Genomic DNA, 14940 nt, shown 5'->3' with positions numbered 1-14940 from the left:
TTCAGTTGATTTAGATTGAGTAATTGTTTTTCAAAAAGAATTGTAGACCATGGGTATTCAATATCAAATAATATCGGTTTTCACAGATCAAAAAAGAGGCTTTAAGGGGAATCCTTCCGCAGTAATTTTTTTGGACCAGGATCTTTCGGATATTGATTTACAAAGGATCGCGACGAGTTTGGACCAGCCAGCGACTACTTTCCTTTGGGAAATCCCTAAGAAGGGGGAATATAAGATTAGGTGGTTTGCACCAAGTGCTGAGATAGGCTTGTGTGGTCATGGTACTGCAGCCGCAGCAGCCTTTCTAAATCAAAAGACTGGTCAAAATGGACCTTTTAAGTTGCATTATGCGGAAGGGATCGTGGCAGGACATGTCAATGAAGATCAAACCATCAGTATTTCCATAAATGCCATTCCGGTTCAGGAGAAATTAGAAAGTGTTCCCGAAGCAATTTTAAACGGCTTAGGAGTTCCCGTATTGGAGATGTACAAGACGGCCAATAAGCATATTATTCTTACGGATTCTGAGCAAAACGTCAAACAGATGAATCCAGATTTTGAACAACTGAGGGAAAGTGAAATCTTTGGTTACGCAGTTACTGCAAAAGGTGATGAAGTGGATTTTGTAAGTAGGACCATCGTTCCGCATACAACGGTTTTGGAGGACAGTGCTACAGGTTCCTCACATGCCATGTTGGTGCCTTTTTGGGCAGAACGATTGAAGAAAGAACATTTTAGAGCTATTCAACTTAGTCCTAGAGGGGGGACGTTTTTAGGAGAATTGAAAGCCGGTGTAGTAAAGTTATGTGGTGAGTATGTGATGGAGGAAAAAGGTAAAATCAGCATCTGAAAAAATAATTAGCTAGATTTTGATATGGAAAAGGGGCAATCTAATGCCCCCTTTTATCTGATTTTACAACTAGATCATTTAGCTGCTTTTTCTTCCTTTTCAATGGATTTTACTTCTTTTTCAGAAACCATCTTTTTTGATTCATTCCCCCAATTATTGAGGATATAATTCATTACATCAGCTACCTCATCATCGTATAATCCCAAGTTGGCCATGGTATTATTATAGGTCTTTTTGTTGACAGTGATTTCTCCATTCATTCCAAACTTTACTGCTCGAATGCTCTGTTCACGGTTTTTTAACAAAAAGTCAGAATTAGCCAAAGGAGGGAAGGTGCCTGGCACTCCTTTACCATCAGCCATATGACAAGTGATACAATAATCTTTGTAGACTTCCTGACCTCTTTTTATGCTTGCCTTAAGCGCGTCGTCTTGATCACCAAAAGTAAATGCTGTCCAACCTAAGTATGTTCCTATTACAGTGGTGATTATCGATATTTTAATCATAAACGCTTATTTGTTTGGAATGATTTTAACAATACCCTTTCCGCCAATAGCAGCATAAATATGGTTATCAGGGCCTATTTTTACATTTCTTAGCCTACCCAATCCATCTAATAACTTGGTTCTGCTGACTACTTTTTTACCTTCCATTTCCAATAATTCGAGGTATTGGAATTTTAAGGATCCTACTAAGACACTTCCAGCCCAGTCAGGGTAAGTTTCTTCTGGCACTATCGCGAAACCTGATGGGGCAATGGAAGGAACCCAATAGTAAATAGGTTGCTCCATTCCTTCTTTGCTAGTGTCTTCAGTAAGCATGGAATCGTCATAGTTGATGCCATAACTTACCAATGGCCAACCGAAGTTACCTCCTTTTTTTACAATATTGATTTCATCACCGCCTTGTGGGCCATGTTCATTCACCCATATTTCCTTATATTTTGGGTGGAAAAGCATCCCTTGTGGGTTTCTATGCCCATAGGAATAAATAGCTTTTTTTGCATCGGGTTCATTTACGAATGGATTGTCTTTTGGAATGCTACCATCGTCATGAAGTCGGTAAATTTTTCCGTTGTCCCTGGAAATATCTTGCGGGTTATTGTCCCTGTCTCCTCTATCTCCAGCGGAAAAATAAAGGTATCCCTGATCATCGAAAGCGAGTCTGGATCCAAAATGTTGTCCTTTTCTGGTATTAGGGCCAGCTTTGTAGATAGTTTCATGGTCAGAAAGTTCGGTGCCATTGAATTTTGCTCTTATCACGGCCGTATTGGCACCTTCTTCTTCTCCTTCCGATGAAGCAGCGGTGAAGTATACCCAGTTGTTATTTTCGAAATCAGGATGTAGGATAATGTCCAATAGTCCTCCCTGGCCTCTTGAAGATACCTCAGGAGCATTTTTTACTTCTGTTTTTTCACCGTCTTTCACTAGGAAAAGAGTCCCCGCCTTTTCAGAGACCAAGATGCTTCCATCCGGCAAGAAGTCCATTCCCCATGGATCATCAAATCCTTCAACTATTGTTTCTACTGTATAATTTTTTGGATCTTCAGCTACTTTGGGTGTATTCACGCTGATTCCTGGTCTGTTATCTTTTTCCTGTGCGCAGGAGCTGCCCGCTATTAAACTAAACGAGAATAATGTTAAAGCGCATTTTAAATGCATGCTGGTTTTAAATTTCATAATAAATAGGCTTATTATTATAATAGGTTTTGTGAATTTGATTTTCTTCCTGAAAGAAATTGTAAAATTATATTTTACAGTTCCTTAATGGTTTTAGCAAATTTGATGCTAAATATAAGCAATAACCAAGTCAATTGAATGGTTAATCAGGCCAAGATTTTAATTTACTTAAAATGGATATAATAATTTTAGTTTTAACATGAATCAGAAATATCCATATTGTATATTTAATATAGACTAATTATTATCTGACCGGAAAATTAGCAATATGAATAGAGTTATTAATAGAATTGTTTTCGCAATGATGCTATCCCTATGGGTAGTTTTTACGGGTTGTAGCCAATTAACGGAGTCCATTTATACAGATAATGTGTTGGAATATGATCTCAATACTATCAGTACGGAATATGGATATACTGGTAAGGCAATATTTAAGGAATATACAGATGGGAGCGGTTTACAGCTTACCCTGATTCTGGAGGGAGAAGCAGATAATAAGGCTTATTTCTTTCCCGCACACTTACATAGGGGAACTTATGGTGATGTGGAAGTTCCTATGTTGGAAAAATTAAATCCAGTGGATATTAGACCATTGAGGAGTGTGACCATCTTAAAAGGCTATACATATGAGGATTTAAAGGAACTTGATGGACATATAAAGGTTCATTTAGCTGAAGAAGGGCCTGATTATAATACTATTTTAGTCGCCGGAAATGTAGGGGCTAATGCAGTGCAGGAATGATCATCTATTTAAAAAGATGGATATAAAAGAAAATCGGCCGCGAGTATAGCATTCGCGGCCGATTTTCTTGGTTGCCTTAACTTTTTGGCTTAGAAAGTCACATTAAATGTTAGGTCAAGATCTGATTCCCCTCCAGCTTGCACATAATCTTCCCAGTGAGGATTGTCTGCACCTTCATAGGATTTGTCCAAGTCATGTCTGAGAACAACTCTTATTTCACCAGAGTTACTTGTTGAATTATCATCAATATTAACAATACCAGTTAGTCCCACTGGCTGGCCATTCATGTCTGTATCATCATAGCTATACTCCATAAATGAGCTGGCGCCTACAAATGCTGATCCTAAAAAGTAGAATTGGTGCTCTTCACCTTCTTCTTCAATTTCTTCTGTGATATCCTCGTTGGCTATACCGTTATAGGCTGTGATTTCCATGCGATAACTCTTTCCACTTTCTAAGCCAGTGATCGTTTCGATTTGTATGGTCCCACCCAAGGAAAGGCCTCCTTCAGCTGATGCTAAGAAATCCATAGATGTACCAATATTGTTTCCGGATTCATCTACTTCAGTGAATGTAAGGGTTACATCAGTAATTACTTCCTGGTCCAATTCAGGGACGGGATCATCTTTGCCACAGGATACCAATGTAAACGTTAGTCCTAGTAAAAAGGTAAAGGACAATAGCTTTGTTTTAGTTTTCATAAATAATGTGGTTTTATTTTATTAGAATTTATATTTTAATTTCACGGAAATGTTTCGGCCCATTTGGTGACTGAAGTATCTGAATCTGTCCATGTAATCTTTGTATTCTTTATTTAGGAGATTATCTACAGATAAATTGGCTTTTAGACTAGTTTTTTCCTTTTCAAACAACAAACTGCTGAGGCTAATATTCCACAAATTATATCCAGATGGTGCTGGCGCCAAGTCAAAGTCCGGCTCCCTTTTTTGACGGAAAACAGAAAGATTGCTTAGACTCAGTTTATTATTGCTTAGACTACTAATTTTAGGTAATTCATAGCTAATCCCAGTTTCAATCCTGTCTGCTGGAATAAAGGGGAGATAGTTTTTATCGATTAAATTCTTTGCCCGAACCATGGAGCCTTTTAGAAACCATGAGATCCCACTGTCGTGTTGGTAAACTGAGCTTAAGTCCATTCCCCAAAGTCCAGCATCGGTTTGGAGGTATTCATAAATATTGAAGGTTCCTCGAAGAGACACATATTTCTCTCCTGTGGGATTGAGATAGATATAGTTGTTGATTTTATGATAATATCCAGTCCATTCAATATCCCAATTCCCCTTATTGAAGTTCAGGGTATTGACCCACTTGATGGCCTGTTCACTGACAAAGTCAGGATTCCCAATCTCCACAGCAGCTGCTCCATGGTGAAGACCTTCACTAAATTGCTCATTGATATTGGGAGGTCTCCAAGCTGATCCAATATTGGAAGTTAGCAACCAGTTACTATTAAAACTATAGGCTGCCCCAATAGAAGCTGTAAAGTTTTTAAAGGTATAATCCCTTTCTTCCAATTCACCATCTTTATATCTGGCAGCATCTACATACCTGAAGTCATAGCGAGCACCTGCTTCCAGTTCCAAGTTTCCACTGGTGTATTTTTCAATGGCAAATGCCCCTAAATTGATCAAATCATAATTGGGAATAAGAGGAGTTACTCCTGTTCCCGGAATATTATTATTGGCTTGTTGGAGCACATTGATGCCAATAGAGCCATTCCAAGATTTGGCACTTGGATGCTCGTAGGAAAGATTGAGGGTATTGGTGAATAATTCTAGGTCCAGTGCAGCCCTGTCATTAAGTGCTCCACGTCTTTTATCAAATTCCTGTCTGTTGTTTTGCTGAAAGGCATATTCTAAATTGAAAACCCCATCGTTTTTTAAATGATAATGGCCTTTTGCTTTGAGTAAATGGTGAACTACTTCCTGTCTAGGATTGACGATGTCATATGTAAAGTCGGGATTACTAAATGGTCGCCCATTGGCGATCAGCTCATTTAAATCTGATGAATTCCCAGTGTGAGAATCACTCAAAATACCAATTGTAGTGGAGAACCTACTGTAAAATAGATCTACACCTATGCTTTTTGAGTTATATCCTATGGCGCCTGAAAAATTGAGTTCACGCATGCCTGTGTTATCCTGAAAATAATTCGGGGATTTGATGTTTCCCCCAGCACGACTTGAAGCTTGGAATCTATAGCCTAGTCCTTGCCACTTTTTACTACCACCTTCTAAACTTAAGGCTGCAGCCCCTGAGCGTCCATTTGTGTTACCTATTAGGTTGACCGTGCCTTTTAGGCCTGATTTTACTGGTAGTTTTGGAGGACTGACCAAGATTACTCCACCCATAGCTTCAGGACCAAACCTTACTGATTCTGCACCTTTTACCACTGAAATATCTTCTGCCATGAAAGGATCGATTTCAGGAGCATGCTCTCCACCCCATTGTTGGCCCTCTTGTCTGATACCGTTATTTAGAATCATGATTCTATTACTGTGCATTCCATGAATAACAGGTTTTGCAATATTGGCACCGGTGGAATAGGTGGTCACACCAGATAAAGATTTAATGGTTTCTCCCAAGTTTTTACCCCGGTTTTCATCAAGCAAATCTTTTCCTAAGTTATTTACAGCATTCATGGTATTTACAGCATCCTTGTGCCCGATGATTTCTATACCATCAATCGTATATTCCTTTTGATTCAAGCGAATAGTGAGATTGACATTGTCATGGACGTTGAGTGGGAGCATTTGGGCCTCATATCCCATGGATTCGACTTTGAGTTCGAAATGTCCTTCACAAAGGTCGTTAATCCTAAAATTTCCATTTTGGTCTGATAAAGTGCCTTTATTAAGCTCGTTTACCCATATATAGGCATTGGCCACAGCTTCGTTACTTTCGCTGTCTAATACCTTTCCTCTTAGGATAAAGTAGCATTTTTCCTGAGCCCATATATTTGAACTCAAAAGTAATAAGGTGAATAAAAGTGAGCTTAGTTTTAACTTGTCCATTATTGATGGCAAATATAATGCAATATTGTTGCTTTTATAGTTTTATTGCAACTTTGTTTCATTAATAAACTTTTAATTGGAGGGAAAAAGTTCAGGGCAGTGGTGAAATAATCAGAATATGAAAATAAAAAAAACGTACAGCTCACTGAAACTGTACGTTTTTGAATATATAGTTACTGAAGTATGGATCAATCATATTGCGGTTGATTCCCGCCAAATGCTCTTAGGTTATAAGTTAAGGTAAGCATAAAGAATTGTTTGAGCACATCTGTCCTTACATTTTCTATATAGACATCAGTGATATTTCTTTCAATACTTGTGTTCTGGTTCAATAAATCGAAAACAGTCATTTTTAATTCCAGATTTTCAGAAGGAGGGAACCTATAACCAAAGTCCGCATTCATCAACCAAATGGACTGATCAAATTCATCACCTAAGCCTGCATAAAGCTGGTTGTTTACATTTGTGCTGATAAAAAATCCTTTCCAGAAATTCCAATATAGGTCCAAACGGGTGCTTTGAGAATAGTAATTTGAGTTTCGGTCCGATTGTAAGGTACTTCTTACCACATTATAATTTGCGCTAGTTCCCAGGTTAAAGTCTAATTTTTCACCAAAGTTGCTAGTAATGGACAGGCCTTGTCCCATGCCGAGGTTGTGGTTGGTATTGAGCTGTTCATTAATTAAGCCCGGCTGATTAGAGTAGCTGAACCTTGTATCCAGGTTCAAGTTACTTTTCATAAAACCCAATGGGAATCCAAAAGAAATGCTAGTTCTTGCATCATAGGCATTATCAAGGTTAACTGGTCTCCTTAGTTGGCCGCCTTGTCTCAATAATACTTCATCGTTAATAAGTGTATCTTGTGTTGCAATAAAGGTGCTTGTTCCCATATAGTTTTTCCTCACACGGCCGGAAAAGTACATAAAGAATGATTTGGAGTTTTCCAGGTTGATTTTTCTTATCCTAGTAAAGATCCTGTGTTCATACTCTTGTTCCAAATTTGGATTTCCCATAGAGATGGAAAGCGGGTTGCTATTATTGATCACATCCTGTAACTGGTTTACAGATGGGGCATCTGTATCCGTTCGATAACCAAACCTAATATTAGTTTGCTTATTGGGTTCATAGGTGACATACACCCTTGGGATGAAATTTTTGAAGTTCCTTTGGGTATTTTCGAAGCCTGGAAAAAGTCGGTCACTGTTAAGGTCGGCTATTTGGTAAACAAAGGAAGAGTAAATTCTTAATTCCTCACCAGCATATTGATAGCCGAGGTTCATCTCATGATGACGATAGCCGTTATCAAATTCATTACTAAGAGTACTGTCTTTTTCAAAATTAAAAGATTCCATTTCCCTTTTGCTTACATCTCTATCACTCAGTCCGCTGTCATCTCTTAATTCATATTCCAGCCTCAATTGAGAGTTTTCCCCGATAGGTTCTGTATATACTATCTCACCTTCAAATCTATTGGAATTTGAAGTGCTATTGGTTCTCTGAATCAGGCTATCCAAGTTTTCATTTTGGTAATTCCTATTGGCAGAGATCAATAAGGATTCACTATTGTTTTTTCTATATCGGGATTCGATCGTGGTAGAAATTGTCCTGCCCGGTTTGTTAAATTTATATCGATAGGTTAAGTCATTATCTATTCTTAGTCCATCACTATTAGAGGTAGTCAAGTTGGCTGTTTCACTGATAGGAGTGGACTGGTCATAGAGGTTTCTTGCCAATAGACTATTTACTGCATCTGATTTTTGGTATGAAAATCTAGGTCTCCAAATAACCGCATGTTTATCTGAGATGTCATATTCCAATTTAAAGGTCATTCTATGCGTTTGACTGTTGTTTTTGTCCAACCTTTCCTCATTATAAAATTGGAGACTATCACTAGGCAATATGTATTCACGACTGGAAGTCCTATTTAAGGTGTTTTTACTATCATTAAAGAAATAGTTACCAGAGATCTTTGCTTTTCCATTGTCGAATTTATCTGTGAAATTGGTACCGACAGCATTGGTCTTCGTAATACCAGGCAGTGATCTGACCGTAAGGTCATCACTATCCCTTCTTCCCCAGCCACGGTTATTGCCAGATCCGAAAGCACCGGTAAGATCATCAGCGGAAAAATTCTGCTGGTTGATATTATTACTCAAACCCAGGATAGAAAGTCTTTGTGCTCCTTCAAAAAAATGTATGGCTCCTCCAGCTAGGTAATTATCGTCAGTACCATATCCAGCAAAGAGTTGTCCGAACTTCCCGCCTCTTCGGTCTTTTTTAGTGATGATATTGATGGTTTTTATGGTTTCTCCATCATCAAAACCAGTAAGTTTTGCTTGGTCACTTTTCTGGTCCAAAAACTCAATTTTGTCAATTACCTCAACTGGCAGATTTTGCATGGCCATAGCAGGATCATCTCCAAAGAAAGGTTCTCCATCTACTAAAACTCGGCCGACGGTTTCGCCCTGAACTTCTATAGTTCCCCCTCTCATATTGACTCCGGGCATTTTGCGAATCAATTCACCGGCACTAGCTTGTGAACGCGTTTTATACGCATTGGCGTTGAAAGAAACGGTGTCACCTTTTACTTCACCGGTCATGATTTGGCCTTTGACCTCAACTTCTTGAAGCTGCGTGGCATCTTGGCCTAAAACAATGGTTCCAAGATCATTGCCCTGAAAATTGGCGTATGTTTTTTTTAAGGTTTCAAAACCAATGAAACTAACTTCAAGAATGAAGGTTGATATAGCTGGTTTGGCTATTTGAAAATCCCCATTTTCATCAGAGTAGGTGTTGCTTAATGTTTCATTTTCGGTATTCTTGACAAATATATAAGCGCCAGGAAGAGTTTCTTCACTTTGTTGGTCAATGATTCTACCCTTCAGGGTTTCTTGCGCCCGTAGATTTCCCCACAAGGTTAGATTTATCATTAAAAAAATTAGGTAAAATTTGTTCATACTACTGGTGTTCAGTTTTTTATGGTTAAAGGAATATTACGTGCGTATTATATTAGACTACAAAATTAGACAAAGGTTTTCCCTACACTTATGATATTCTATGAGTGGAAACAAATTCAGTTAAGCGGGGTATTTTATGGTTGGGTACCATACCGTTTGACAAATAAAGTTTTTAGGATTTTTATGATCTTCCATGTTTGCTAAATCGGTTGATTATTAGTTTTTATATTTTTGGGCCTTTACAAATGGTTGTATGAGGTTGATTTCCGTTTAATTTTAGTTAAATTGTTCTGTACTGTTTTGATTATTAATTGTTTAAAAGTTAGAAGATGAGAAAGTATTTATTAAAAGTAATGATGAGACCAGCTGTGGTTTTATCGGTTTGTCTGGGAACCATTCTAACTTCATGTCAGGAAGTGGAAGAGGGTACTGTTTCTGCGCCAGTAGATCAATCAGCTGATATTAATGGCACAGTGATACCGGGAAAGTATATTGTGGTTTTAAATGACCATAAAATTAACTTTAGAAGGAAAGGTAATTATGAAGATATACAAGCCGCAATGAGGAAGGAGGTTGCGACCATGCTATCGGATTTCCGAGTGGCTCCTGAAAGTATTGATAGGGTCTTCAGTGCTGCGCTAGAAGGATTTGCGGTAGCATTAACTGATCAGCAACTCAATCTTCTAAGCAGTGATAGTCGGGTTAAATTTATTGAGCAAGACCGGGTTATTGCTTTGGCCCCACCTCCAGGTAAAGGCCCCGGAAATGGCGGTGGAGGAGGAGATAGCGAGCCTGCTGGAGAAACTGTTCCTTATGGAATTGATAGAGTAGGAGGAGCTTTTGACTATTCAGGAAGCAATGTGGCCTACGTCATTGATACCGGAATAGATTTGGATCATCCGGATTTGAATGTGGATGCTTCCAAGGGATTTAATGCTTTTAATACAGGAAAAGATGGCAAATCTTTAGATGATGGGAATGGACATGGTTCCCATGTGGCAGGGACAATTGCCGCGATCAATAATGATATTGGTGTGATAGGAGTGGCTGCTGGTGCAACAGTGGTTCCTGTGAAAGTCTTGGATTCGAGAGGTTCAGGTTCTTATTCTGGTGTAATCGCTGGAGTGGATTTTGTTAAGGCAAATGGCAGTAATGGAGATGTGGCCAATATGAGTTTGGGAGGTCCTGTTTCCAATGCTTTGGACCAAGCGGTACAGGATGCGGCAGCTTCTGGTATTAAATTCAGTCTGGCAGCAGGTAATGAAGGTGAAAATGCCAATGGACATTCTCCTGCAAGAGCAAATGGTTCAAATATTTATACTGTTTCAGCCATGGACAAAAATGATAACTTTGCCTATTTTTCCAATTTTGCCAATCCTCCAGTAGATTACTGTGCCCCAGGTGTATCCATTGAGTCAACTTGGAAAAATGGAGGGTATAATACGATTAGTGGGACTTCCATGGCAGCTCCGCATGTAGCAGGAATCCTGTTACTGGGAAATATCCAAAGCAGTGGGACCGTAAATGGCGACCCTGATGGGGACCCTGATCCAATTGCATCTCACTAAGATGACTTTTAGATAAAAAAATATTAGCCTCCTGATTGATTCGGGAGGCTTTTTTATATCTCTCCTAATCGGATTTTCTTTTTCAGCTCTATCAATAAATATTCTAAACCATTTACGCGAATTTCATACATGGTGTTTAGCCACATGCCCAATTTCCCTTCAGGAAATCCTTTTCTATACATCCAAACCAAATAATGCTCAGGGATATCACAAATAAGCCTTCCCTTATACTTTCCAAAAGGCATTTTTTTTGTTACTAAATCAAGCAGGATTTCTTTTTGCATAGACGAAGATATCTGAAAAACGTATTAACTTTAAATTCCTAGGAATACATTTTGTTATTTAATTTATAACTATCTGTAAAGTAGTAGCTAAATCAAGTCCATGAATCTTCGTCTTAGTAAGTATTGTCTTGCCTTTTCAATCAGTTTTTTAGCCCTTTTATCCGTGCAGGCTCAGAAACTGCAAGGTAGCTGGAAAGGAGAGCTCAGTATTATGGCCAGAAAACTCCCTTTAGTGTTTCATTTTGAGCAGGAGGCAGGTGAATGGATGGGAAGTATGGACAGCCCTTCTCAGGGGGCAAAAGGACTTGCTGCAGATAAGGTGTTATATTCGTTCCCCATGGTCACTGTGGAGTTGGAAAAATTTAAAATCACCTATGAGGGGGTATTGATGAATGATACCATCAAAGGTACTTTTAGCCAATCTGGAGTAGAGATCCCTTTGGATTTGATCAGGATGGAAGAGGGAGAACTGCTTGGGACGTCAAAGCCGCAGGAACCCCAAGAACCCTTTGATTATGATATTATTGAAACCAGTTTCCAAAATTTGAAAGCAGGTATAAAGTTAAAAGGTACCATTACCAAGCCCAAAGGGATGGGCCCCTTTCCTGCTGTCGTTTTGGTCAGTGGTTCTGGAGAGCAAAACAGGAATGGAGAAATATTTGGCCATAAGCCATTTTTGGTCATTGCTGATTATTTGACCAAGAATGGAATAGCCGTCTTGAGATATGATGAACGGGGAGTAGGAGAGTCGGAGGGCGATTTTGCTGAAGCCAATAGCTTTGATTTTGAAAAAGACGCTGAGGTAGCCTTGAATCATTTGAAGAAATTTCCTTTTGTTAATCAATTAAAGAGTGGAGTGATCGGGCATAGTGAAGGAGGAATGATTGCCTGGATAATGGCTGCGGAAACCAAAGGAATGAGCTTTGCTGTTTCTTTAGCTGGCCCCACTGTTCCTATTTCTGAACTGATGATGCAACAAAGTCAGGATGTATTAGAATCCTATGGGGCTTCAGAGGAGTTGATTGGAGAACAGCGAAAAATCAACGAAGTACTTTATAGGGTTTTTGAAGAAACAGAAGATTTTGATGATTTAAAAGGGAATTTGACAGGAGCACTAAAGTCTCATCTACAAGAGGTGAATAAAATGGATTCCCTGAGTCAAGAACAAATCCGGGAATTGGAGGATGCCTACAGTCAAATGGTATCCCCATGGTATTTTAATTTTATGAAATTTGATCCAGAACCATATATTAGTCAGACTAAGATGCCTGTATTGGCATTATTTGCAGAAAAGGATATACAGGTAAATGGTCGCATCAATTATCAATCTTTGGAAGAAATTAAAAAGGTGGAAGTATTGGAAAATATTAGCCTTAAAATATATCCTGGTTTAAATCACTTGTTCCAAACAGCTGAAACAGGAGCCATTGATGAATATGCCCAAATAGAGGAAACCTTTAATGAAGAAGTATTGGCAGATATAGTGGCTTGGATCGAGGCCCTTTAGTAATGAAATGAATTGCTAATTCTAATGTCTATGTCGGATTTTACTGAAAAGTTGGAGGTTTTGGGAGTGGATTCTTGCAATAAATTCAATTTTGTATCAAGAAAAGTGAAAAACTTTAGCTGGAGGCTAGATTAATGAAGCCTTAATTTCCTTCCTAAATATTAATTCAATAAATTTGGCATAGTTAAAAACAGGCGTCCAAAGCTAAAGTACTGCAGGAAGCATTTAGCATTTTTGCAAACCATGTCATTGGAATTTGGATGCTGTAATCATAAGTCGAAAATAACAACATAATTTTACCTATTAACCTTACTAAAAATGACAAAGATTAAAGTAGGAATTAACGGATTCGGAAGAATTGGTAGACTGGTTTTCCGCGCTGCCCAAGAAAGAGATGATATTCAGATTGTGGGTATCAATGACCTAGTTGACGTAGATTACATGGCTTACATGTTAAAGTATGACTCTACTCACGGGATCTTCAAGGGAGACGTAGAAGTTAAGGATGGCCAGTTGGTGGTTAACGGTAATGCAATCCGTGTAACTGCTGAGAGAAATCCTGCTGACCTTAAGTGGTCTGATGTTGGTGCTGAATATGTAGTTGAATCTACTGGTCTTTTCTTGACTAAGGATTCTGCAAAAGGTCACATCGAAGCTGGTGCTAAGAAAGTGATCATGTCTGCTCCTTCTAAGGATGACACTCCTATGTTCGTAATGGGTGTAAACGAATCTTCTTACACTTCAGATATGCAGTTCGTTTCTAACGCTTCTTGTACTACCAACTGTCTTGCTCCATTGGCTAAAGTAGTGAATGACAACTGGGGTATTGAAGAAGGTTTGATGACTACTGTACACGCAACTACTGCTACTCAGAAAACTGTTGACGGTCCTTCTGTGAAAGACTGGAGAGGTGGACGTGGCGCAGGTCAAAACATCATCCCTTCATCTACAGGTGCTGCTAAAGCAGTAGGAAAAGTAATTCCTGAATTGAATGGTAAATTGACTGGTATGGCGTTTAGAGTACCAACTCCTGACGTCTCTGTAGTTGACCTTACTGTTAAATTGAAAAAAGGAGCTACTTACGAAGAGATCTGTGCTAAAATGAAAGAAGCTGCAGATGGTGAATTGAAAGGTATCTTGGGTTACACTGAAGACGCAGTTGTTTCTAATGACTTCATCGGTGACGCTAGAACTTCTATCTTCGATGCAGGTGCCGGTATCCAGCTGAGCGACAAATTCGTGAAATTGGTGTCTTGGTATGACAATGAGTGGGGTTACTCTAATAAAGTTGTTGACCTAGTAGCTTATATCGCTAGCAAATAAGAGGTGATTTAACCTTGAACATATAAAAGCCAGCTTGATTGATTTCGAGCTGGCTTATTTTATTTCTATGATATAAGAAGTCATAGCCTTAATTATCTTGCCTTTGGCACTGCTGAATTGATAAAAATCGGAAAATGCATATTGTTTTCCATTTTGCATTTTCATCATTCCGTTTACTGCACCTTCTTTTCCATGGGATAATATTTGGTGTAGGACTAATTCAGTTACCTTGTTTGTTTTCAAACTGGGGAGTTCACTCTCAAAATTTTCTTTTCCAGTAATTTTTTTGTCCCCTACAATGTCCCAAACAATTTCTTCAGATACGCTTTCTAGTATAAAATCCCTGTTTCCATTTGCAAGGGCGATATTAAACGCTTTTAGAAACCCCATTTTTGGAGAGTTTCCACAATTAGGGCTAGAAGTGATTTTGACCATTCAGTTATAGTTGATGATTGTTTTAAATAATCTACATCCACCCGAGTTCGCGCATCGCCCAGGAGGAATTCCAAATTTTAGTCATACTTTCCACTTTATCTTCCGTATTCATTTTGATAGCATAAACATACTCTGAATTTGTGGTTTTATTGGTAGGAGGTATTGGTCCTCCTTCTCCGGTATGCTTTCCTGTAAAAGTGGAGAAAAACAAGGCAGTCTTATTTGATTCATCAAAAGCGGAAGCATGCAAGTTATAGGTAGAACCAGGCATCGTAATGGTGCTTAAATGCTCTACCCAATTTACATAATCTTGAACTTTTGTAACATCGTTTAATGCCTCACTTTGTGCGGTGAATTTAGCGTCTTGGGCTACATAATTTTCGCAGGATTTCCATCCTTTTGCAGATTCACAGTTGTGAAAGAATTTTTTTGCATTTTCGTAGGCGCTCATGGTATTTGGGTTTAAAATGTTAATGGATCAGTATTATAAATTTAGTCATATTTTTGCAATTCAGGAAGTGATTGGTGGGGTGTAATGGTTTGAAATATAGTGAATTGTA

At 38.6% G+C, this 14940-nt stretch carries 13 protein-coding genes; 5 read left to right on the top strand and 8 right to left on the bottom strand.

Features of this window, described 5'->3' with window-relative positions:
* The first annotated feature begins 49 nt into the window (after positions 1-49).
* The gene (locus tag H7U17_RS10835) at positions 50-850 is read left to right on the top strand and encodes a PhzF family phenazine biosynthesis protein (protein WP_186756741.1); all 801 of its coding nucleotides are present in this window, start codon (positions 50-52) and stop codon (positions 848-850) included.
* 74 nt (positions 851-924) lie between these two features.
* On the opposite strand, the gene H7U17_RS10830 is transcribed toward H7U17_RS10835, so the two are convergent.
* The gene (locus H7U17_RS10830) at positions 925-1356 is read right to left on the bottom strand and encodes a c-type cytochrome (RefSeq protein WP_186756740.1); all 432 of its coding nucleotides are present in this window, start codon (positions 1354-1356) and stop codon (positions 925-927) included.
* Positions 1357-1362: 6 nt separating this feature from the next.
* The gene (locus H7U17_RS10825; RefSeq protein ID WP_186756739.1) at positions 1363-2529 is read right to left on the bottom strand and encodes a PQQ-dependent sugar dehydrogenase; all 1167 of its coding nucleotides are present in this window, start codon (positions 2527-2529) and stop codon (positions 1363-1365) included.
* A gap of 268 nt (positions 2530-2797) precedes the next feature.
* Between H7U17_RS10825 and H7U17_RS10820 the strand changes: the two genes are divergently transcribed.
* Positions 2798-3271 (top strand): hypothetical protein, encoded by a 474-nt coding sequence (locus H7U17_RS10820; protein ID WP_186756738.1) that lies wholly within the window; start codon positions 2798-2800, stop codon positions 3269-3271.
* Positions 3272-3360: 89 nt separating this feature from the next.
* Here the strand turns inward: H7U17_RS10820 and H7U17_RS10815 are convergent, their stop codons facing one another.
* The 3 genes from H7U17_RS10815 to H7U17_RS10805 all read right to left on the bottom strand — a co-directional run bounded on the left by H7U17_RS10815 (position 3361) and on the right by H7U17_RS10805 (position 9236).
* On the bottom strand, positions 3361-3972 hold the full coding sequence (locus tag H7U17_RS10815) for a hypothetical protein (protein WP_186756737.1): 612 nt from the start codon (positions 3970-3972) through the stop codon (positions 3361-3363).
* Positions 3973-3993: 21 nt separating this feature from the next.
* On the bottom strand, positions 3994-6306 hold the full coding sequence (locus H7U17_RS10810; protein ID WP_186756736.1) for a TonB-dependent receptor: 2313 nt from the start codon (positions 6304-6306) through the stop codon (positions 3994-3996).
* Between the two features lie 188 nt (positions 6307-6494).
* The gene (locus H7U17_RS10805) at positions 6495-9236 is read right to left on the bottom strand and encodes an outer membrane beta-barrel protein (protein WP_317172738.1); all 2742 of its coding nucleotides are present in this window, start codon (positions 9234-9236) and stop codon (positions 6495-6497) included.
* Positions 9237-9592: 356 nt separating this feature from the next.
* On the opposite strand from H7U17_RS10805, the gene H7U17_RS10800 reads away from it, so the two are divergent.
* On the top strand, positions 9593-10831 hold the full coding sequence (locus tag H7U17_RS10800) for a S8 family peptidase (protein ID WP_186756734.1): 1239 nt from the start codon (positions 9593-9595) through the stop codon (positions 10829-10831).
* A 53-nt stretch (positions 10832-10884) separates the two neighbouring features.
* Here H7U17_RS10800 and H7U17_RS10795 read toward each other — a convergent pair whose 3' ends face one another.
* Positions 10885-11115: a DUF3820 family protein gene (locus tag H7U17_RS10795; RefSeq protein ID WP_186756733.1), complete on the bottom strand. Its 231-nt coding sequence runs from the start codon at positions 11113-11115 to the stop codon at positions 10885-10887.
* Positions 11116-11215: 100 nt separating this feature from the next.
* On the opposite strand from H7U17_RS10795, the gene H7U17_RS10790 reads away from it, so the two are divergent.
* Both H7U17_RS10790 and gap read left to right on the top strand, forming a co-directional pair.
* Entirely contained in the window at positions 11216-12622 is a 1407-nt protein-coding gene (locus tag H7U17_RS10790) for an alpha/beta hydrolase family protein (protein ID WP_186756732.1), read from the top strand.
* Positions 12623-12940: 318 nt separating this feature from the next.
* A complete protein-coding gene (gene gap, locus H7U17_RS10785; RefSeq protein WP_186756731.1) occupies positions 12941-13945 on the top strand; it encodes a type I glyceraldehyde-3-phosphate dehydrogenase in 1005 nt (334 codons plus the stop codon).
* Between the two features lie 54 nt (positions 13946-13999).
* On the opposite strand, the gene H7U17_RS10780 is transcribed toward gap, so the two are convergent.
* Both H7U17_RS10780 and H7U17_RS10775 read right to left on the bottom strand, forming a co-directional pair.
* Positions 14000-14335, bottom strand: a complete 336-nt coding sequence (locus H7U17_RS10780; protein ID WP_230981369.1) for a nuclear transport factor 2 family protein — start codon at positions 14333-14335, stop codon at positions 14000-14002.
* A 76-nt stretch (positions 14336-14411) separates the two neighbouring features.
* A complete protein-coding gene (locus H7U17_RS10775) occupies positions 14412-14831 on the bottom strand; it encodes a hypothetical protein (protein ID WP_186756729.1) in 420 nt (139 codons plus the stop codon).
* Positions 14832-14940 lie beyond the last annotated feature (109 nt).

Origin of the sequence: Echinicola salinicaeni, assembly GCF_014280965.1 — a bacterium.
In the GTDB taxonomy this organism is placed as follows: Bacteria; Bacteroidota; Bacteroidia; order Cytophagales; family Cyclobacteriaceae; genus Echinicola; species Echinicola salinicaeni.
The sequence above is the reverse complement of the archived record's forward strand: the minus strand, read 5'-3'. Positions and strand labels throughout refer to the sequence as shown.

Bases quoted from the DNA above. Each gene is read 5' to 3' on its own strand.
- H7U17_RS10835 (WP_186756741.1), top strand. From the start codon at position 50: ATGGGTATTCAATATCAAATAATATCGGTTTTCACAGATCAAAAAAGA.
- H7U17_RS10830 (WP_186756740.1), bottom strand. From the start codon at position 1,356: ATGATTAAAATATCGATAATCACCACTGTAATAGGAACATACTTAGGT.
- H7U17_RS10825 (WP_186756739.1), bottom strand. From the start codon at position 2,529: ATGAAATTTAAAACCAGCATGCATTTAAAATGCGCTTTAACATTATTC.
- H7U17_RS10820 (WP_186756738.1), top strand. From the start codon at position 2,798: ATGAATAGAGTTATTAATAGAATTGTTTTCGCAATGATGCTATCCCTA.
- H7U17_RS10815 (WP_186756737.1), bottom strand. From the start codon at position 3,972: ATGAAAACTAAAACAAAGCTATTGTCCTTTACCTTTTTACTAGGACTA.
- H7U17_RS10810 (WP_186756736.1), bottom strand. From the start codon at position 6,306: ATGGACAAGTTAAAACTAAGCTCACTTTTATTCACCTTATTACTTTTG.
- H7U17_RS10805 (WP_317172738.1), bottom strand. From the start codon at position 9,236: ATGATAAATCTAACCTTGTGGGGAAATCTACGGGCGCAAGAAACCCTG.
- H7U17_RS10800 (WP_186756734.1), top strand. From the start codon at position 9,593: ATGAGAAAGTATTTATTAAAAGTAATGATGAGACCAGCTGTGGTTTTA.
- H7U17_RS10795 (WP_186756733.1), bottom strand. From the start codon at position 11,115: ATGCAAAAAGAAATCCTGCTTGATTTAGTAACAAAAAAAATGCCTTTT.
- H7U17_RS10790 (WP_186756732.1), top strand. From the start codon at position 11,216: ATGAATCTTCGTCTTAGTAAGTATTGTCTTGCCTTTTCAATCAGTTTT.
- gap (WP_186756731.1), top strand. From the start codon at position 12,941: ATGACAAAGATTAAAGTAGGAATTAACGGATTCGGAAGAATTGGTAGA.
- H7U17_RS10780 (WP_230981369.1), bottom strand. From the start codon at position 14,335: ATGGGGTTTCTAAAAGCGTTTAATATCGCCCTTGCAAATGGAAACAGG.
- H7U17_RS10775 (WP_186756729.1), bottom strand. From the start codon at position 14,831: ATGAGCGCCTACGAAAATGCAAAAAAATTCTTTCACAACTGTGAATCT.